This window comes from uncultured Draconibacterium sp., from assembly GCF_913063105.1.
In the GTDB taxonomy this organism is placed as follows: Bacteria; Bacteroidota; Bacteroidia; order Bacteroidales; family Prolixibacteraceae; genus Draconibacterium.
In genome coordinates, this window is the sequence record NZ_CAJXYQ010000021.1 from 16,579 (window position 1) to 36,054 (window position 19,476).

General features: G+C 41.5%; 16 protein-coding genes. 11 read left to right on the forward strand and 5 right to left on the reverse strand.

What is annotated here, in order from left to right:
- Positions 1-3: 3 nt before the first annotated feature.
- The 6 genes from QZ574_RS16845 (at position 4) to QZ574_RS16870 (ending at position 7,378) form a co-directional block, all read left to right on the forward strand.
- Positions 4-2,226 (forward strand): RelA/SpoT family protein, encoded by a 2,223-nt coding sequence (locus QZ574_RS16845; RefSeq protein WP_297091682.1) that lies wholly within the window; start codon positions 4-6, stop codon positions 2,224-2,226.
- Positions 2,227-2,291: 65 nt separating this feature from the next.
- Positions 2,292-2,735 carry a transcriptional repressor gene (locus QZ574_RS16850; RefSeq protein WP_297091685.1) on the forward strand — a complete coding sequence of 148 codons (444 nt, stop codon included), beginning with the start codon at positions 2,292-2,294 and terminating at the stop codon, positions 2,733-2,735.
- Positions 2,736-2,904: 169 nt separating this feature from the next.
- Entirely contained in the window at positions 2,905-4,182 is a 1,278-nt protein-coding gene (locus tag QZ574_RS16855; RefSeq protein WP_297091686.1) for an adenylosuccinate synthase, read from the forward strand.
- 202 nt (positions 4,183-4,384) lie between these two features.
- Positions 4,385-5,812 carry a nicotinate phosphoribosyltransferase gene (locus QZ574_RS16860; protein WP_297091689.1) on the forward strand — a complete coding sequence of 476 codons (1,428 nt, stop codon included), beginning with the start codon at positions 4,385-4,387 and terminating at the stop codon, positions 5,810-5,812.
- A 6-nt stretch (positions 5,813-5,818) separates the two neighbouring features.
- A complete protein-coding gene (locus QZ574_RS16865; protein WP_297091691.1) occupies positions 5,819-6,919 on the forward strand; it encodes an alanine racemase in 1,101 nt (366 codons plus the stop codon).
- Positions 6,920-6,955: 36 nt separating this feature from the next.
- The gene (locus QZ574_RS16870; protein WP_297091693.1) at positions 6,956-7,378 is read left to right on the forward strand and encodes a VOC family protein; all 423 of its coding nucleotides are present in this window, start codon (positions 6,956-6,958) and stop codon (positions 7,376-7,378) included.
- Between the two features lie 85 nt (positions 7,379-7,463).
- Here QZ574_RS16870 and QZ574_RS16875 read toward each other — a convergent pair whose 3' ends face one another.
- From QZ574_RS16875 to QZ574_RS16885, 3 genes are all read right to left on the reverse strand, one after another.
- Positions 7,464-8,924 (reverse strand): aminoacyl-histidine dipeptidase, encoded by a 1,461-nt coding sequence (locus QZ574_RS16875; RefSeq protein WP_297091694.1) that lies wholly within the window; start codon positions 8,922-8,924, stop codon positions 7,464-7,466.
- An 84-nt stretch (positions 8,925-9,008) separates the two neighbouring features.
- The gene (locus QZ574_RS16880; protein ID WP_297091696.1) at positions 9,009-10,397 is read right to left on the reverse strand and encodes an MFS transporter; all 1,389 of its coding nucleotides are present in this window, start codon (positions 10,395-10,397) and stop codon (positions 9,009-9,011) included.
- Positions 10,398-10,515: 118 nt separating this feature from the next.
- Complete coding sequence (locus QZ574_RS16885; protein WP_297091698.1) at positions 10,516-11,628, reverse strand: DUF4831 family protein; 1,113 nt, start codon at positions 11,626-11,628, stop codon at positions 10,516-10,518.
- Between the two features lie 183 nt (positions 11,629-11,811).
- On the opposite strand from QZ574_RS16885, the gene aat reads away from it, so the two are divergent.
- Positions 11,812-12,501, forward strand: a complete 690-nt coding sequence (aat, locus tag QZ574_RS16890) for a leucyl/phenylalanyl-tRNA--protein transferase (protein ID WP_297091701.1) — start codon at positions 11,812-11,814, stop codon at positions 12,499-12,501.
- Here the strand turns inward: aat and QZ574_RS16895 are convergent.
- Positions 12,498-13,178: a hypothetical protein gene (locus tag QZ574_RS16895; protein ID WP_297091702.1), complete on the reverse strand. Its 681-nt coding sequence runs from the start codon at positions 13,176-13,178 to the stop codon at positions 12,498-12,500. The two genes, aat and QZ574_RS16895, sit on opposite strands and share 4 nt — an antisense overlap.
- 239 nt (positions 13,179-13,417) lie before the next feature.
- Positions 13,418-13,606: a hypothetical protein gene (locus QZ574_RS16900; protein WP_297091703.1), complete on the reverse strand. Its 189-nt coding sequence runs from the start codon at positions 13,604-13,606 to the stop codon at positions 13,418-13,420.
- A gap of 211 nt (positions 13,607-13,817) precedes the next feature.
- On the opposite strand from QZ574_RS16900, the gene QZ574_RS16905 reads away from it, so the two are divergent.
- The 4 genes from QZ574_RS16905 to QZ574_RS16920 all read left to right on the forward strand — a co-directional run bounded on the left by QZ574_RS16905 (position 13,818) and on the right by QZ574_RS16920 (position 19,474).
- The gene (locus tag QZ574_RS16905) at positions 13,818-14,717 is read left to right on the forward strand and encodes a DMT family transporter (protein ID WP_297091705.1); all 900 of its coding nucleotides are present in this window, start codon (positions 13,818-13,820) and stop codon (positions 14,715-14,717) included.
- A 257-nt stretch (positions 14,718-14,974) separates the two neighbouring features.
- Positions 14,975-16,369, forward strand: a complete 1,395-nt coding sequence (locus QZ574_RS16910) for an efflux RND transporter periplasmic adaptor subunit (RefSeq protein ID WP_297091706.1) — start codon at positions 14,975-14,977, stop codon at positions 16,367-16,369.
- An 18-nt stretch (positions 16,370-16,387) separates the two neighbouring features.
- Positions 16,388-17,767, forward strand: a complete 1,380-nt coding sequence (locus QZ574_RS16915; RefSeq protein WP_297091708.1) for an ABC transporter permease — start codon at positions 16,388-16,390, stop codon at positions 17,765-17,767.
- A gap of 225 nt (positions 17,768-17,992) precedes the next feature.
- Complete coding sequence (locus QZ574_RS16920; protein ID WP_297091710.1) at positions 17,993-19,474, forward strand: TolC family protein; 1,482 nt, start codon at positions 17,993-17,995, stop codon at positions 19,472-19,474.
- Positions 19,475-19,476: the final 2 nt, after the last annotated feature.

Sequence of the window (19,476 nt, forward strand, 5' to 3'; positions counted from 1 at the left end):
AAGGTGCAACATTTTACAAAAGCAGAAATAAGGCAGATTGAAGACCGTTATCAGGATTTCCTTAAAGTGATTAAGGATAAGTTTGATGAAGGACGGCTTGCCCGAATCGAAAAGGCATTCCGGTTTTCGAATGCGGCACACCATGGTATTAAACGAAAATCGGGCGAACCGTTTATTATCCATCCGATCTCTGTGGCACGAATTGTTGCGGTTGATTTAGGGCTTGGAGCCACATCAATTGTTGCAGCTTTGTTGCACGATGTTGTTGAAGATACCGATTATCGTTTATCGGATATTGAAAACATGTTTGGAACGCGGGTGTCGCGCATTGTTGACGGGCTAACCAAACTGTCGGGCGACTTTGATGCAAAACATGCCCTCACCCTGAAAAAGATGTTAATGACCTTGTCGGACGATGTGCGGGTAATTCTGATTAAAATTGCTGACCGTTTGCATAATATGCGTACACTCGACTCCATGCCGGCGCACAAAAAAATTAAGATTGCCGGAGAAACCTTGTTTTTGTACGTACCACTGGCACACCGCCTGGGTTTGCATGCCATTAAAAGCGACCTTGAAGACCTGAGTTTCAAACACAAACATCCGGAAGAATATAAACAAATCCAGTATATGCTGCATAACCAGGAAGAAAAACGAAACTACCTGGTCCATGAATTTACACAACCCATTATCCAGAAACTTAAAGATGAAGGCGTTGATTGTAATGTTACCCACCGGCTGAAAACCTGCTACTCCATCTGGCAAAAAATGCAAAAAAAATCGGTGGCCTTCAACGAAGTATACGACATTTTGGCGATCCGAATTATCGTTAATTCAAAAAAAGGAATATCAGAAAAACGACAATGTTTTGATGTACTATCGATTGTTACCGACATATACAAGCCCAAGCCCGACCGTATTCGCGACTGGATTACAATGCCAAAGGCCAACGGCTACGAATCGTTGCATGTTACTGTTATGGGGCCACAAGGCCATTGGGTGGAAATTCAGATACGAACCGACCGAATGGATGATGTAGCCGAACATGGTTTTGCAGCACATTACCGCTACAAAGACATTCGGAACTTTGAAAATGAGCTGGATCCCTGGATTGAACAAATACGCGAATTATTACAAAGTACCGACTCCGATGCCTTTGAATTTCTGGACGACTTTAAACTGAACTTATTTTCATCAGAAATTAATGTGTTTACACCCAAAGGCGACTTGTTTTCGCTGCCTTTGGGGTCAACAGTTATTGACTTTGCCTACGAAATCCACACCGAACTGGGCAATAAATGCATTGGAGCGAAAATTAACACCAAACTTGTGCCCATCAGCCATGTACTTGAAAATGGCGACCAAATTGAAATTCTGACTTCGGAAAACCAAACGCCAAAATTAGAATGGTTAAAATTTTCAGCTTCGGCTAAGGCCAGGGGTAAAATAAAGAATGTATTCCGTCTCGAAAAAAGCAAACACACCGAAAAGGGTAAAGAGATAATTGAACAGGTTTTTAAAGAAATAAATGCCCCACTCACCTCGAATAACCTGAAAAAATTAACGGCCCATTTTAACCTCAACAACAAGGAACAGCTCTACTCTGAGGTTGGCATGGGATTCCTCGAACTCAATGATGTAAAAAATATCATTGGAAAAAAATCGGAGAATAAACTGGTAAAATACTGGAACATCACCTTTGGTACAGGAAACAAAAAAAGGCAGAACGAGGAAGAAGAAGAAGAGCACCAAAAAATTGATAAGAAAAAGCCTTTTTTGTTAAAAGAAAACCAGGACAATATTAATTTCTCGCTGGCAAAGTGTTGCAATCCCATTCCCGGAGAACCTGTAGTTGGCTACTTAAGCACCGACAACCATTTAATTATACATAAGGTTAAATGCAGCGAACTCGGTAAATTTATTGCTAACCAGGGCGAAAAAATCATTCAGGTTGAATGGACCAAATTCAAGCGCCAGTCGTACCTTACCCGTTTAAACCTGCAAGGATTCGACAGGATGGGAATTGTGAACGAGGTAACCACCGTTATTTCTAAAGGCCATAACATTAATATGCGTTCGGTAAAATTCGAAACTCATGATGGAATATTTATGGGCGATCTATTCCTTTACATCCACAATACCAACGACTTAAATAACCTTATATCGAAACTTAAAACAATCAAAGGAATTGACAACGTAAGCAGGGTTGAAAACCTTGATGAATAATTTAAATTCATTCTAAAAAAATAAAAAAAATTTCTATTTTTGGCCTATTTAAAATTGGTTTAATTATGAATAACCACAAAACCAGGGAAACGGTAAGGAATATGTTTACCGAGTATCTTGAGAAAAACGGGCACCGGAAAACACCGGAAAGATTTGCAATTCTTGATGAAATATATTGTCGCGAAGGCCATTTTGATATCGAATCGTTGTACATCTCGATGAAGAACAACAACTACCGGGTTAGCAGAGCCACACTTTACAACACCATTGATTTGTTGCTGGATTGCAAGCTGGTGGTGAAACACCAATTTGGCAAAAATATTGCCCAGTTCGAGAAAGCTTTTGCCACGCTTCAACATGATCATTTAATCGATACCAGCAATGGAACCGTAGTGGAGTTTTATGATCCGCGTATAAGGGAAATTATTGAAGATGCCTGTAATAAAAATAACTTTAAACTTTCGCACCACACCTTATACATTTATGGCGAAAGCACCAACAAAGAATAAAGATTTCATTCTTAACAGATTATAAAATAAGGGCAGAGTACCGAGATTTTACTTCCATGAATTAAAATATTTAGTACTTTTAACTGCTTAATTTGAAAGCCGTGAAAGGTTAATCTAAAATGATTAAGTTTTCGCGGTTTTGCATGAATAATAAAAATCAAAACTCAAAATGAAGGTAGATGTATTGTTGGGCCTGCAATGGGGCGACGAGGGAAAAGGTAAAATTGTTGACGTATTTACTCCGGAGTACGATGTAATAGCTCGTTTTCAGGGAGGGCCAAACGCCGGTCACACCCTTGAATTCAACAATATAAAACACGTTTTGCACACCATTCCTTCCGGCATTTTCCGTGGCGATAAAATAAACATTATTGGCAACGGTGTGGTTATCGACCCAATGGTTTTTAAAAAAGAAATCGAGTCGTTGAGCAAAATAGGTGTCGACATATCAAAAAACCTGTTTATCTCGAAAAAAGCACACATGATTCTGCCCACACACAAAATTCTGGATGCAGCTTCCGAGCAAAAGAAAGGTGATACAAAAATTGGTTCAACTCTTAAAGGAATTGGGCCAACTTATAAAGATAAAATTGGCCGCGATGGCCTGCGCGTTGGCGATTTAGTGCACGGTTTTGAGGAAAAATATACCACCCGCATCAACAACCACAAAGTAATGTTAAGCGAATTTTTCAAATACGATTACGAGGAAATGCTTAACGAATGTGAAAAAGAGTGGTTTGAAGGCGTTGAAGTGCTGAAATCGTTCCAGCTGGTTGACAGCGAGCACATGATTAACGATGCCCTAAAAGAAGGCAAAACAGTATTGGCAGAAGGTGCCCAGGGAACCCTGCTTGATATTGATTTTGGTTCGTACCCTTTTGTAACCAGCTCGAATACCATTTGTGCCGGAGCATGTACCGGACTGGGGCTTGCACCTCAAGCTATTGGCAAGGTATTTGGCATTTTTAAAGCCTACTGCACCCGAGTTGGTATGGGGCCATTCCCAACCGAATTGTTCGACGAAACAGGCGACAAGCTAAGAAAAGCAGGAAATGAATTTGGATCAACTACCGGACGCCCACGCCGCTGTGGCTGGCTCGACCTGGTAGCACTGAAATATACGTCCATGCTTAACGGTGTTAGCGAACTGATTATGATGAAAGCTGATGTGCTTGACGACTTCGATACCATAAAAGTTTGCGTGGGTTACGAAATTGATGGCGAAGTTGTGGAACATTTTCCATTTGAACTTAACGACAGTGTAAAACCCGTTTATGTGGAATTACCGGGATGGAAAACAGACCTGACAAAAATTAAAAATCAGAATGAGTTTCCGGAAGAGTTAAACAACTACATCAACTTTATTGAAGACGAAATGGGTATTCCAATTTCGGTGGCATCGGTTGGGCCAAATCGTGCCCAAACCATCCTTCTAGAAAAAGAATAACAGGTTTAAAAATAAATACAAAAACGCCGTTCACGAAAATTGAACGGCGTTTTTTTGTATTAAATCATATCAGTATCCTTTAACGCTATTGACAATAATTTAATTTTTATAGTATAAACATAAGAATTTGCTTAAAAAAGTGTGCAGGTATCAAATTAATGGTATTTCTTAATTATCTTTAAGCATCTCAGTGGGGGCAAAAATGGGATCAATTTTTAAGGAAAAACTAGGGCTATACACCGACCTCTATGAGCTTACTATGGCTCAAGGGTACTTTTTATGTGGAAAAAAAGACCAACAAACTTCCTTCGACTATTACTTCAGAACCAATCCTTACCAGGGTGGATTTACGGTTTTTGCCGGACTGCAAGACTTTCTCGATGCACTTCAGGAATTTACTTATACCGAATCGGATCTCGAATTTTTACAAGCCAATGGTTTTAAATCCGAATTTCTGAACTATCTGCGTAAGTTTAAATTTTCAGGCAATATAACCAGTGTTCGCGAGGGTGAGATTGTTTTCCCGAATGAACCCCTGCTTTCGATTGAAGGCAATATAATAGAATGCCAGTTACTCGAAAGCATGCTCCTGAATATTTTAAATTTCGAATCGCTGATTGCTACAAAAGCTTTTCGTATAAAGTTAATTTCGGGGAAAAAACTTTTTGCCGATTTCGGACTTCGCCGTGCACAAGGACTAAGCTCTTTATTTGCCAGTCGTGCAGCATGTATCGGAGGCGCCTCCTCCACCTCGAATGCATTGGCCGGAAAGATATACGACATACCGGTTAGCGGTACCATGGCGCACAGCTGGGTACAAAGTTTCAGTTCGGAGCTGGAGGCATTCAGAGCTTTTGCGGCAACCAATCCCAACAACGCCATTTTATTGGTTGACACCTACGACACGCTAAAGTCGGGTATCCCCAATGCCATTACTGTTGGGCACGAAATGGCAGCCCGGGGAGAACAGCTAAAAGCCATCCGATTGGATAGCGGCGACCTGGCCTACCTGAGTAAAAAAGCGCGAAAACTACTTGATGATGCCGGACTAAACCATGTTAAAATTCTAGCATCAAATCAACTAAACGAGTATGTAATAAAAACCTTATTAAACGATCAGCAGGCCGCCATTGACGGTTTTGGCATTGGCACTGAACTGATTACCGGTAAAAACGATGCTGCCCTTGATGGGGTTTATAAACTAACCGAAATTGATGGCGAACCGAAAATGAAATTCTCGGAAAATGTTGAAAAAATAACCTTGCCTGGCAAAAAACAACTACTTCGGTATTTCGACAACGAAGGAAAATTTTACCGCGATGGCATAATGTTAGCCGATGAGTCGCCACTTGACGCAAACACTTTACACCATAGAATACACCCAGAGAAACAAACCAATACCGAAGGATTAAAATGCGAACGATTACGTGAAAAAGTTGTGCATAATGGCCGGATACTATTAAAAAGTCAAAACCCCATATTACTGCATGCCTACCTCCGAAGTCGCGCTGCGCTATTGCCCGAAGAACACCAACGCTTTATCAGTCCACACTTGTACAAAGTGGGAATTTCGAATAAATTAATGACCACCCGAAATGCTTTAACACAAAAGTTAAGAACGTTACATTAATTTTTTATGATTGAAATTACACGACCGACACTTATTGTTGACAAAGAGGTTTGCCTTCAAAACATTGAACGAATGGTGCTTAAAGCTAAAAAGCATAAACTTCGTTTGAGGCCCCATTTTAAAACACATCAAGCCGCAAAAATAGGTGAATGGTTCAGAATATTCGGGATTAGTCAGATTACTGTATCTTCCGTTCAAATGGCCGAGTATTTTGCCTCAAACGGCTGGACCGATATTACGCTCGCATTTCCTTTAAACATGCTGGAACTGGAACGCATCAACCGGCTGGCAGCAAATATTAAGCTTAATGTTTTACTTGAAAACAAAGAAGCAGCAGAAGCACTTGCCAATAAAGCCAACGAAAAAATGGGTGTGTTTATAAAAATTGACACCGGTTACAACCGAACTGGGATTCCGGCCGGACGAACTGGACTAATCGATTCAATTCTTGATATTCTGAAAAGCAACAGCAAACTTCGTTTTAAAGGCTTTTTAACCCATACCGGGCATACATATACAGCCAGGTCGACCAACGAAATATTCAGCAGCCATTTTGATGCGCTTCTAAAATTGAAGAAACTAAAAAACAATTATCAAAATCAATATCCTGGTCTCGAACTTAGTATGGGCGATACGCCCTCGGCCAGTATTTGTGGCAATTTTAACGGTATTGATGAGCTTCGCCCGGGTAATTTTATTTTTTACGACCTAATGCAACTAAGCCTCGGAGTTTGCGAAATGGAAAATATTGCTGTAAGAATGGTATGTCCTGTTGTAGCCAAACACGTTTCGCGAAACGAAATTGTTATTTACGGTGGTGCTGTGCATTTCTCGAAAGACACCTTGCAGAATACTGATGGAAAGGAGCTTTACGGACGTGTAATTGTAAATGTAGACGGAGAAAAACGGCTCCTCGACACCAAAAACTACCTATCAAAACTTTCACAAGAACATGGCATACTTAAAGTAACGCCAAGCAATTTTAAGCATATTGCTATTGGCGATCTGGTTGAAATAATTCCTGTTCATTCCTGTTTAACAGCCAACCTGATGGGACACATGCTTACAACTGAAGGAGAATTAATTACAATGATGCCCAAATATTAAAACACCTGTTACTTTACCCGCAAAAATCAAATACAAATGAAACCACGTTTAAATATTGTTACTCTGGGTGTGAAAGAACTGAACATATCGAGAAGGTTTTACGAACAAGCGTTGGGCTGGGAAGCCACCAAAGACAGCGACGACAAGATTGTATTTTTTAACCATGGAGGTATTGTTTTAGGCCTATACCCCCTTGATAAGCTTGCAGAGGATGCGCTTATCTCGCCCAAAAGAAGTGGCTTTTCGGGGGTAACTTTGGCCATTAATTTAGACTCGAAGGAACAAGTTGATGAACTATACCAGAAGGTTATTGCAAAAGGTGGGGAATCGCTTGTGCCACCTCGCAATACATTTTGGGGAGGCTACGATGCTTATTTCGCTGATCCCGATGGCCATGCCTGGGAAATTGCATGGGCACCGTTTTGGGAATTTGATGAACAAGGTAGTTTGAAAATATAAACTTACAACAGACTCAGGCAAAAAAAAGCCGGTAAAATTACCGGCTCATTATCTTCATACTTTCTACTAAAAGTCGCTGTACTATTTATTTCTCAGGAATACTCTCGAGGGTAAGTACCAGAAATTCCCAGAATTTAGCAACTGTTTCCACATTTACTTTTTCATCGGGCGAGTGAGGAAAACGAATGGTTGGTCCAAACGAAATCATATCCCAATGCGGGTAGTTTTGTGCCAGAATACCGCACTCCAGGCCCGCATGTATTGCCATTATTTTTGGCACCTTACCCCATTTGTTATTGTAAACGCCTTGCATGGTTTTTAAAATAGGTGACTCCATATTGGGTTTCCATCCCGGATAAGCACCGCTAAATGTTACCGTTCCGCCGGCCAGTTCGAAAACAGCTTTTAAACGGCTTGCCAACTCCGTTTTTGCCGTATCAACCGAGCTACGCATTAAACATGCACCTTCAATGGTTTTGGCACCTGCATCCGATTTAAATATAGCCAGGTTGGTTGATGTTTCCACCAAACCGGGCATACTGTCGCTCATGCGAATTACTCCATTGGGGCAAGCAACTACAGCAGCAGTTATATTCTTTTGTGTTTTAGCATCAATAAGTGTTTCGGGCATTTCTGCTTCTTCAACTGCAATAGCCATATCGGGTTCAGTGGCTGCCAGTTCCGCTTTTATCTGGTCGGCAACCTCATCCACCATCGCTACAAAGTCGGCAGCTTTCGCCTCTTCAACAAGTACAACACCAAATGCTTCACGTGGGATGGCGTTACGTAAACTACCACCATCGATACTGGCCAGGCGCACGCCCAAACCTTCAGCGGCATTTAGAATGCGGAAAAAGGCTTTTATTGAATTTCCGCGACCTAGAATGATATCCATTCCGGAGTGACCGCCTTTTAGGCCGGTAACACTAAGTTTTAAAGCAGTAAAGCCTACAGGCACTTCTTCTTCCGTATAGGTAAAAGTAATATTGGCATCTTCGCCTCCTGCGCATCCTACATACAATTCTCCCTCATCTTCCGAGTCGGTATTTATTAAAATATCAGCATCAAGCAAGCCGGCTTTTAGCCCGTTTGCTCCGTCCATTCCGGTTTCTTCGGTTGCGGTAAGCAATACTTCCACCGGACCGTGTTTTATGGTTTTTGAAGCTAAAACCGCCATTGCTGCCGACGAGCCAATTCCATTGTCAGCTCCAAGCGTGGTTCCTTTGGCAGTTACCCAGTCACCATCAATAAAAGCTTCGATGGGATCTTTGGTAAAATCGTGTTCCTTATCGCTGTTTTTTTGCGGAACCATGTCCAGGTGACCTTGCAGCACAACGGTTTTACGGTTTTCCATTCCGGGAGTTGCCGGCTTTTTAATAATAACATTTCCGGCTTCATCATGAATGGTTTCAAGTCCCAAATCCTTACCAAACTTAACGGCCCAGGCCTGAATGGCATCTTCGTGATTTGATGGACGTGGTATTTGAAGCATCTGATCGAAAATGCCCCAAACCTCTGTTGGTTGAATATTTTTAATTTCTGACATGTTTTATGTTTTTAGTCGGCAGACGAGAGTGCGAAGTTAAATGCCAAAAACCTCCAACTTCGCACTTTATCTTCCAACAGTTTATTACTGAATATTTGGCTTTTCCAATCCGTAACCTTTTCGTTTATCTTCAATTTTAAGCAAGAATGAAGTTATTAAGGCCAAAATGGTAAGTGCAACAAAAATAGTCCAGGTGGTTTGATAATCGTAGTTAATAGCTTCACCAGCTGCTTTCGCTTCAGCCACTCCAGGATTGGTTTTGTCGAGTACAATACCTACGGCCAGTGGAATACCCCAAAGTCCAAAGTTTTGCACCCAGAAAATTACTGCATAGGCACTACCCAGCTGTTTTTCAGGAATAATTTTTGGCACCGATGGCCACATGGCTGAAGGTACCAGCGAAAAGGCAATTCCGAGCAAAATTACGTTGAAAAATGCTGCAACTACGCTGGTAATAAAAGGAAGGTAGAAAATTACATGAACGATGATAAGCAAAACTGCGCCCAACATCATAATCGATGCACCTTTTCCTTTTTTATCGTAAATACTACCAAAAACAGGAGTAAGCAACATGGTTCCAAAAGGAACTAAACTAGGCAATAAACCGGCCCAGTTTTCGCTCACACCAAATTTGTTTACCATTAAATCGGGGCCGTATTTGTAGAACGGAAATACCGTAGAGTAAAAGAACACACACAACAAGGCAATCAGCCAAAAACCCCAGTTACCAATAATTACCAGTAGATCAGAGAATTTAAACTCATCATCACCCGAGGCAGATTCTTCCTCTACAATCTGAGCATCAAGCTTTTTGTCCTGAATATTGTAATAAAAGAATCCGATTAAGCCTAAAATAAGAAAGACAATTACGATAAGAATTGTGGTTGGCACATCGTAGGTGTTGGCAATTTTTGCCCCAAATGCAAGTGGAGCAAACGATCCCAAACGGGCAATAGCCACCTGCATACCCATGGCCAGTGCAATTTCTTTTCCTTTAAACCATTTGGCAACCGATTTTGAAACCGTGATACCGGCATATTCAACCCCTACTCCAAAAATGGCAAAACCTACACCGGCCAACAACACCTGGGTGGTAATATCGATGTTCAACAGGGGAACATGCACAATATTATCAGGGCTGCCCACCAAACCTTTAAAGGCTGCATACTTTAAAGCACCACCAATAATCATTATCAGTGCAGAAGATATGGTGCTGAACCGAATTCCAAATTTGTCGAGTAAAACTCCAACAATCACCAACATCATCAAAAACACATTAAAAATACCATAGGCACTGGTAATAAAGCCGAAATCGGCACTATTCATGGCCAGGGTACGTTCCATAATTGGTTTTAAAGGAGAAATTACCTCTGTAAACATGTAACCTGCAAACATGGTGAACGACAAGATTACCAGAGCTGTCCATCTTGCCTTTTTCGAATCGCGCAACGTTTGCTTAATCGCATTTGTCATACTATAAAATTTTATAAGTTTTTTCTAAGCCGTTAAAAATAAGAAAATTTAAACGCCATAAAAATGACGACAGAAAAAAAGGACAGCTCTTTATGGTTGTCCTTCTTTCTAATAGTTTTTATTTGAGTTGAATAGCTTTTATTGCCCCGGTTTCGGCATGCAGTTCAACGGCATAATCGCCGCCCAGAAAATCTTCGGGGAAGGGCGCCACCACACCAAACTGTGCCATTGGTAGGCGAACCGAAGCCAGCTCATTCATCTCGTAAATTAAACGAATGGTGGCTATCCCCGGCAACCGGTAGAAAATACCCGAAGCTCCGGCATCCGGATTTTCAGAAACAGCTTCTTTCGAATACTTCTGATTTAGCTCCTGCACCCGGTCAAACTCAATCATAACGGGTTTTCCCGAAAGGTCGGTAGCCGAAACAATGCCTTTATCTTCGGCAATTCGAAATACCACCTGGCCGCTTTTTACTGCCGATCCGGGTACATAATCCACACTATAGCTTTGTTTTTTATAGGTCGTTCGCCCCACAAATAACTGAATGTATTCTTTTTCAATCTTTTTCAATTCTTTCATGCTCACCTCGTAGGCTTTACCATCAGGATGCTCGCCATCCATCATTAATGCAGCCATATCGTACTGGTTCATTCGGCAATCGAGTATACGCTGCGCGGCCTCTGCAGCTTTTTGCTCTACACTTACTTTTGTTGGTCTGAAGTTGTTGGTTGAGTCGCCCGGATAATAGCTGGGGTGGTCAGTCAGGTAGTCGAACGAAAAGCCATCGTCGAAACCGGGTTTTTGCACGCTGCTGTTTGATGTAGGCTGTGGAAGTGCCTGCGGCACCACATTCGCATTATTAATACCAAGCAGGCAACCATCGGCACTTAAATTAAGTAAAGCTGCCACCTCTCCCATGGCCTGGTGCACCTGCTCCGGATCGGGTTCGCTGAAAGTTTTTATGGCTACTTCGGTAATTTCCCACTTACTAACAGCCTGGGTTTTTGCATTTTTTATACCCAATAGTTGCTCGGCATAAGCTGCGTAAGGCCCCGGTACAAATTTTTCGTTAAGCGCTTTTACATGTATTTTTAATCCGGTACGTGGCAAGGCATACGGAATACCTTCGGTATAAGTTGGAACCAGCCCCGGCTCTTCTTCCTTTTTTTTGCGTTGCCCAAATGTTGGAATTACCAACAACACTGCAATTATAAAAGCTAAATACTTCATTATTTCAATTGTTTTTATTTGAGAAACCCAAAAGTATTAAAATTATTTTATGCTTTTTACAACACTACTACACAAAGTCATAAAGTACGGTCTTGAGACAGTTTAGTCTATCGTTTTTCTGCTCATAAAAACCTTTGTGTCTTAGTGCCTTTGTGTTCAACCCAATAGTTTATCTTTGCCCACATGATAGAATTTCCCGATCCAAACCAGGCCGACGACGATGGATTACTTGCACAGGGCGGCGAGCTCACTCCTGAGTTTTTATTGTCGGCTTATTCCCAGGGCATTTTTCCGTGGTTTTGCGAGGGCGAACCAATTTTATGGTACTCGCCCAATCCGCGCATGGTTTTAAAACCCGAAAATTTTAAACTGCGAAAAAGCCTGCAGCAGACCATCAAGCGCGGTATTTTTGAATTGCGTATTGACACTGCTTTTCGGGAAGTGATTAGCAACTGCAGCACCGTAAAACGCCGGCACGAAGAATTAACCTGGATTACCAACGATATGATAGAAGCCTATGTAAAATTGCATGAACTGGGCTTTGCCCACTCGTTTGAGACCTGGTTTGAAGGTGAGCTGGTTGGCGGTTTATACGGATTATCGTTGGGAAATTGTTTTTTTGGGGAATCGATGTTTTTTACCAAAACCGACGCCAGCAAATTTGCCTTTTTCCACCTGGTGCAGTTTGCATTAAAAAACAACTTTGCTTTTATCGATGCACAGCAACCAACCGATCACCTGGCAAGTTTAGGCGCCAAACCAATTCCTCGAAAAGATTTTCTGGAAATGATTGATAAAGCTCTGCTGCACAAGACTTTGCAAGGCAAATGGACCGACTTTGATAACAAGGCATTTTATCCGGGCATTGATTAAGAAACGACCAGTGCAAACGCTTGGTAGCTTTTCAGCTTTTTAGGAACCGATTCTTTAACCCGCTTTTTATTCAAGGCCAAATAACCATTTTTATCAATTAAAAACCAGTCGGGCATTTCCACATGTAATTGATTATCGGGATAAACCAGTGGCAAGCCATTCTTTTTTCGGTGGTTGTACCAAACGCAATACAAATCAAATATTTTGGGCATTACTCCGCTATGCCTTAATTGATAGTGCTGCACATCCGGATTATTTACAAATAAAAAAAAGCGCCCCACAAAAAGCTCGTCAATCATTTTTATTCCCACAATATTTTCTTCAATCAGGTAGCTCATTATTTCAAAATACATCACGTAATCGCCCATCAGGCGTCCTTCTTCCGCAGTAAAAGGATCACCATTTGAATCTCTGTTAGCCTTTAGCTTTTTATAAATTCTATCAATATCAGCGTTTTCAGCAAACGAACTGTTCATATTAAAAACAAACTCAGCTCGCGAAATATCATGCTCTTTTCTTAACTGAAAAATGATGACAACCACTCCAACAATAGCTGTAAATGTTGTTGTAATATCAGAAACCGGCTCATTAAAAAAGAAGCGATACACGGCACCTGCCAATAACATTACCAACACAATTAAAACCGTTTTCCAAATACTTTTTCTTTTTGTTTTCATATCCATCAATGTTTTGTTTGAACTTATACTTCCTGTTTCTTAAAGCTACTTTTTATGATTTATGGCGGGCTAACGGTTACTTGAATGTTGTGGTTGCGGATTTCGAAGAGCGTTCTTGTCCGCCAGCTAATGCACACGAAGCTGCAATGCGAGAATTAAAGCGAGGCGAAATTGACCAAAGTAATCAGCAAAATGTGGTCATTCACCTCAAAATTATTGGCACGACAGCTACCAGAGACTTACTTTAGCCGGGGGCGCCACATTGCCACTACCAGCGAGGCTATAACCAGGCAAATACCCCCAAGCATACACCGGTAACAGGTAGAGTCGGCCCAATGCTCGATACGGGCATACGAGCCCAGCCCAACACAACTAAAAGCAAGTAATAGAAAAATAAGAATCAGAGTTTTTCGGGTTTTTGTCATCATGGTGGATTATAACATTTTGCACTGTAAAACTATAAATACAGGCGAGATTCGCAAAATTCTTTTCGAGATATCGTTCAAAAAACCTTCCTCTTAACTACCGGCACCGCAAAAAATCCCCAGGTACAAATTAAGCCCTTTCAAAAAAAAATACGCCAACACCTGCGTTTGATTTTCTATATTTGAGCCATCAAAAAAAACATTGGGTTTCAGCATGAAAACAGCCACATACAAAGGATACCTGCTGGCACTGGTTGCCACCATTGCTTTTTCAAACGTATATATTTTTAGTAAAGCCGCTTTAAACCAAATTCATTTAACACAATTTGGTATTTACTGGTGTGGTTTTGGCATGCTTTTTAGTTTGTTGTTTGCCTTCAAAGGAAAAAAAATTGCCCAGTTAAACCGGCTCAGCAAAAAACAGGCACGCATATTACTTTTACTGGGTTTTTTGGAAATACTCACCACCTCAACCTTTTTTATTTCCATAAACATTATTCCCGACCCCGCCATTACCTCGTTTATTGGCAACCTCTTCCCCGTTATGGTAACCCTGGGGGGAATTATAATACTAAAAGAAAAATTTGGCTGGGTTGAAATTGTTGGCGCTTCACTGGCCCTTATAGGTACCTTTGTTATAAGCTACACGGGGGGTACCAGTTTAAAAACGCTGTTTATTGCCGGAACAGGCGTGGTACTTATTAACGCACTTTTTGCCACCACTGCAACCCTTATTGTGAAAGTGCACGTAAAAAATATAAGTCCCGAACTGTTTAACCTTAACCGCTACACCTGGCTGTTCCTGTTTTCGCTTATCATGTTTTTTGTTTACCAACCCGAGGCAAATATTCCTGCAAAGGCCTTTGCCAATATATCGGTTGGTGCTTTTCTCGAGTTTATTGCCATACTAACCGTCTATTATTCGTACCATTTTATTGAGGCATCGCGCTCGGCTATTGTACAAACCTTGAAAGGTATTTTTGTGCTAATTGGCGCCTTTGTGGTGTTTAATACGTTCCCGGTTTTGCACCAGTTTATTGGCGGAATGATTACCGTTGTTGGCGTTTTGGTTATGGCACTGGCCCAGGCAGGCATCATCAGAACCAGGCACTAAGCCACCAAACTGTTTTTTCAGTTAAAAAACTACACATTTAGTTTATTTGAAGTTTATTTAACAAAATTTCATAATTATTTTTTGTTTCTTTCGTTAAAAATTAAGCAAGGCATAGTTTTTGTTTAACAGAAAAACGATTACTCAACCAAAAAACGAAAGCGAAAACCATGAAACAACAACCTCAAAATTCAACGTAGAAACACGTACCCGCCAACACACGCCAAGCCGCTACCATTGAAAACTTAAAACATACCAAAATGAAGAAAAAAAACTGGCTGTTTGCCGCCATTGCTGTAGTTCTGCTGGCAGTGGTTTTATTTGTTTTTGCAGGTTCGAAAACCGAAACAACCCAAATTACAACGCAGGTACAAAAAGGCCCATTTGAAGTATTAGTGTACTCCAGCGGGCAGCTCGAGTCGGAAAACTCTGACCACGTATATATTCCGGAGAAAATGAAAGACCGCCAAACACGAATCTCCAACCTTACCATTACCGATATTGTTGAGGAGGGCACCTATGTTGATTCGGGCGATTATGTAGCCACACTCGACCACCAGGCCGTGCAGGAGCAACTAAAAAATGCCATGGATGAACTGGAGAAAACGCTCTCGGAATACAACGACAGTAAAATAGACTCGAACCTTACCCTTAGCAACGAACGCGATTTAATTATTAACGCCGAAATGGATGTTGAAGAGCGTAAAATTGCAGTGGATGAGTCGATTTATGAATCGCCATCGGAACAGAAAAAGGTAAAAATGGATTACGACAAAGCCTTACGAAAGCTTGAACAATCAAAACAAGCCTACGAATTAAAAACACAACAGGAAGTAAATAAGGTAAACCGTAAATTCATCAATTACAAACAAATTCGCGAACGTGTTGATGCCCTGGAGGAATTAATGGATCAACTGATTGTGTATTCGCCCAAAGCGGGTATCATCTCGTACCACCAGTACGAATGGGGAGGAACGGTAAAAACGGGCTCACGTGTTTCGCAATGGAGCCCCATAATTGCCACTTTCCCGAATATGGATAACCTGGTTACCAAAACCTTTATAAACGAAATTGACATTGCCCTGATAAAACCGGGCCAGAAAGTAAATATTGGTATCGATGCTTTTCCGGATAAAACCCTTAGCGGCGAAGTAGCCACGGTGGCCAACATGGGACAGCTAATGCCTAAAAGCGATGCCAAGGTGTTTGAGGTAAAAATAAAAGTTAACGGCTCCGACCCCGATTTAAAACCGGCGATGACAACCAGTAACACCATTCAGGCCAATTTTATGGAAGAGGCCATTTTTGTTCCTATCGAGGCTGTATTTCATAACGACAGTTTATCGTTTGTGTACCTGCCCAAATCGGAAACCCGACAGATTATTGAACCCGGGCCAACCAACGAAAATTACATGATTGTTAGCCAGGGACTGGAAGAAGGCCAGGAGCTGTTGCTGCTGGAACCCGATAATACCGATGACTACAAACTTGTAGGTTTTGAAATTTATGCCGACATGCAACAAAAAGCAGCAGAGCAAAAAGAAAAAGAAGAAGCCGAAAGACTAAAAAGAGAACAGGAGAAACCAAAAACTCCTGAACTGCCTGCCGGAATAAAACTTCCTCCGGGCGTTACCATTACCAAATCAGCCAGTTAGCCACCAAAATAAATTACAATGTTTATTAAAAGATATTTACACGACGTATTAATTGCGGTTGAGGCTATTATCGCCAACCGCCTGAAATCAATTCTTACGGCACTGGGGATTATTTTTGGTGTGGCTGCAGTAATTAGCATGATGGCTATTGGAAACGGTGCAGAACAAGAGATTCTGGAACAAATAAAACTGGTGGGGGTAAACAACATTGTTATTACGCCCAGTTCCTACTCGCTTTCAGATGGCGCCGGATCCGGAACCGAAGGCAATGGGCAGCCTACAGCAAAAAAGTTTTCGAAAGGGCTTACCTTGCTTGACGTACAGGCCATAAAAACTATTTTGCCTACCGTTGAACGAATAACACCCGTAATTTCGTTTAACTACTCGGCCCTGCTAAATGGCATTAGCAAACCAGTGGTACTCGAAGGCATTGAAAACCATTACTTCGATTTGTTTAATATGCAACTTGCCGAGGGAAACCGGTTTAATCCCGTTCAAATTGAAAAAGGCTTACCCGTTTGTGTTATTGGCAACAACATTAAAGAGCAGTTTTTTCGTCAACAAAACCCTATTGGGCAGTACATTAAGTGTGGCCAGAATTGGTTAAAGATTGTAGGCGTTGTTGAACGTCGCGATTTTACAGCATCGGCTTCCGACGAACTGGGTATCAGCAGCTCCGACAATAAAATTTTTATTCCCGTACAAACCATGCTGCTTCGGTTTAAAAACCGTTCGCTTATTCGTGCCGACGAGGTACTTAAAGCCAACAAAAACGGAGGCGGCGAAGGCATGGTGGTTATTTTTGGTGGCCCCGAGCAAACCGACGAGCCCGTGGATACCGACGATAACCTGAACCAGTTGGATAAAATAATTGTGCAGGTAAAAGAAACCGAACAGCTGGGGGCATCGGCAACACTGATAAAGCGAATGTTGCTGCGTAGGCACTCCGAGTTGTACGATTTTGAAGTAACCATTCCTGAACTGCTTTTAAAACAACAGCAGAAAACCAAAAAGATTTTCAACATTGTATTAGGGGTTATTGCCGGCATTTCGCTGGTGGTTGGCGGAATTGGCATTATGAATATTATGCTGGCGTCGGTGCTCGAACGTATTCGCGAAATTGGCGTGCGACAAGCACTGGGGGCCAAGCAAAAAGATATTATTGCCCAGTTTCTTTCTGAATCGACATTGATTAGCTTAACCGGTGGTATTATCGGAATTATTCTGGGTGTTGTGCTGTCGAAAATAATTACAGCAATGTTCGATATAAAAACCATTATTTCGGCATTCAGCATTTTTATAGCCTTTGGAGTTTCGGTTGGCGTTGGAATTATTTTTGGTTACCTGCCGGCCAAACGAGCTGCTGAAAACGACCCTGTTGTTTCGCTGCGTTCATAAATTATTTACCCGGGAATAAAACTTTAAAACAACCATGAGAAAACAAATACTCATAAAAACTGCACATCGTATTCATGGATGTTCCGTCTTGTTCCTTCAAAAACAAACAATTTCAATAAGATGAAACGAGCATGAATTTTAGCATTCGAAGCTACACAATCAAGAATGATGAAAATTCATCGGGAGTTCCATCTTATACCTTATAAAACAAACAATTTCAATAAGATGAAAAATATATATCTATCACTACTGCTATTCATGGGGCTAAGCCTAAACACACTGGCCCAGGAAGAAATGGTACTTACGCTTCCCGATGTTATCGATCTGGCCTCGAAACAATCGATTGATGCATTCAGAAATAAAAACATGTACCTGGCCAGCTATTGGGAATACCGCTTTTACAAAGCCGAGCGCTTACCCAGCATTTCGTTAAGCGCCAACCCGCTCGATTTTAACCGCTACCGCAATAAAGAATATAATTTTGAAACCAACGAAGATGAATTTCGACTGCGCGAATACTTTAACTCCGAGCTAGCTGTTTCGGCCGTACAAAACGTAACGCTAACCGGTGGGCAGGTATTTTTACGCTCGGAACTGGGTATGGTAAAAAACCTGGGTGGCGACAAAAAAACATCGTACAATGCAACGCCTATCAGTATCGGTTTTCAACAAGAACTTAACGGCTACAATCGCCTGAAATGGGAATCGAAAATTGAACCGCTAAAATTTGAGAAAGCAAAAAAAGAATTCATACAGGACATGGAAGACCTGCGCGTAACTTCTACCATTCGTTTTTTCGGATTGATAAATGCACAAATTCAGAAAAACATTGCAGAAATGAATTACGCCAATGCCGATACGCTTTATAAAATTGGTAAAGGCCGCTTTCAGGTGGGAACAGTAACACAAGATGAACTGCTTGAACTTGAACTGCGACTGTTAAACAACGAACAAGCATTAAACATTGCCCAACTCGATGAAAAAAGGGCACAGGCCAGGCTCAACTCTTTTTTGGGGCTGCCAAAAGAAACGCTCGTTAAATGTATTGTCCCTAGCGAAATTCCTGCGTTACAAATTAACCCCGACGAGGCCATTAGCGAAGCCATTAAAAACAATCCGGAGATTCTGGGACATCAGCAACAAAAACTGCAACAAGATGAAAATGTAGCAGAAGCAAAATCGGAGCGGGGTTTAAATACTACGCTGTTTGCCATGTATGGTCTAAACCAAAGTGCCGAAGACTTCGATCAGGTTTATGTTGAACCAGATAAAAGTCAACGCTTTAGCCTGGGACTAAATATTCCGATTGTTGACTGGGGCCGAGGTAAAGGGCGCTACTCAATGGCTAAATCGAACCGCGAAGTTGCTCTGGCTACCATCAAACAGGAACGTATTGATTTTGAACAGGATATTTACCAAAGTGTTTTGGAGTTTAACCTGCAGGCCGGCCAGGTTTACACTGCAGCCAAAGCCGATACAGTGGCCAAAATGGGCTACGATGTAACCTTTCAGCGTTTTCTGATTGGTAAAATTGATGTGATTAAACTAAACATTGCCAGCAACGACCAGGAAACGGCCCGAATGTCGTACCTCTCGCAATTACGCGACTACTGGGCAGCTTACTACAGATTAAGAAGTTTAACACTTTTTGATTTTGAACAAAGAAAACCTTTGGTGGCAGATTACAACAAACTACTTGAAAATTAAGC

What these genes read in the sequence shown, in the direction of transcription:
- aat (WP_297091701.1), top strand. Translation starts at nt 11,812, where the DNA reads ATGATAGAATTTCCCGATCCAAACCAGGCCGACGACGATGGATTACTT.
- QZ574_RS16915 (WP_297091708.1), top strand. Translation starts at nt 16,388, where the DNA reads ATGTTTATTAAAAGATATTTACACGACGTATTAATTGCGGTTGAGGCT.
- QZ574_RS16920 (WP_297091710.1), top strand. Translation starts at nt 17,993, where the DNA reads ATGAAAAATATATATCTATCACTACTGCTATTCATGGGGCTAAGCCTA.
- QZ574_RS16885 (WP_297091698.1), bottom strand. Translation starts at nt 11,628, where the DNA reads ATGAAGTATTTAGCTTTTATAATTGCAGTGTTGTTGGTAATTCCAACA.
- QZ574_RS16895 (WP_297091702.1), bottom strand. Translation starts at nt 13,178, where the DNA reads ATGAAAACAAAAAGAAAAAGTATTTGGAAAACGGTTTTAATTGTGTTG.
- QZ574_RS16900 (WP_297091703.1), bottom strand. Translation starts at nt 13,606, where the DNA reads ATGATGACAAAAACCCGAAAAACTCTGATTCTTATTTTTCTATTACTT.
- QZ574_RS16870 (WP_297091693.1), top strand. Translation starts at nt 6,956, where the DNA reads ATGAAACCACGTTTAAATATTGTTACTCTGGGTGTGAAAGAACTGAAC.
- QZ574_RS16850 (WP_297091685.1), top strand. Translation starts at nt 2,292, where the DNA reads ATGAATAACCACAAAACCAGGGAAACGGTAAGGAATATGTTTACCGAG.
- QZ574_RS16855 (WP_297091686.1), top strand. Translation starts at nt 2,905, where the DNA reads ATGAAGGTAGATGTATTGTTGGGCCTGCAATGGGGCGACGAGGGAAAA.
- QZ574_RS16865 (WP_297091691.1), top strand. Translation starts at nt 5,819, where the DNA reads ATGATTGAAATTACACGACCGACACTTATTGTTGACAAAGAGGTTTGC.
- QZ574_RS16905 (WP_297091705.1), top strand. Translation starts at nt 13,818, where the DNA reads ATGAAAACAGCCACATACAAAGGATACCTGCTGGCACTGGTTGCCACC.
- QZ574_RS16875 (WP_297091694.1), bottom strand. Translation starts at nt 8,924, where the DNA reads ATGTCAGAAATTAAAAATATTCAACCAACAGAGGTTTGGGGCATTTTC.
- QZ574_RS16860 (WP_297091689.1), top strand. Translation starts at nt 4,385, where the DNA reads ATGGGATCAATTTTTAAGGAAAAACTAGGGCTATACACCGACCTCTAT.
- QZ574_RS16910 (WP_297091706.1), top strand. Translation starts at nt 14,975, where the DNA reads ATGAAGAAAAAAAACTGGCTGTTTGCCGCCATTGCTGTAGTTCTGCTG.
- QZ574_RS16880 (WP_297091696.1), bottom strand. Translation starts at nt 10,397, where the DNA reads ATGACAAATGCGATTAAGCAAACGTTGCGCGATTCGAAAAAGGCAAGA.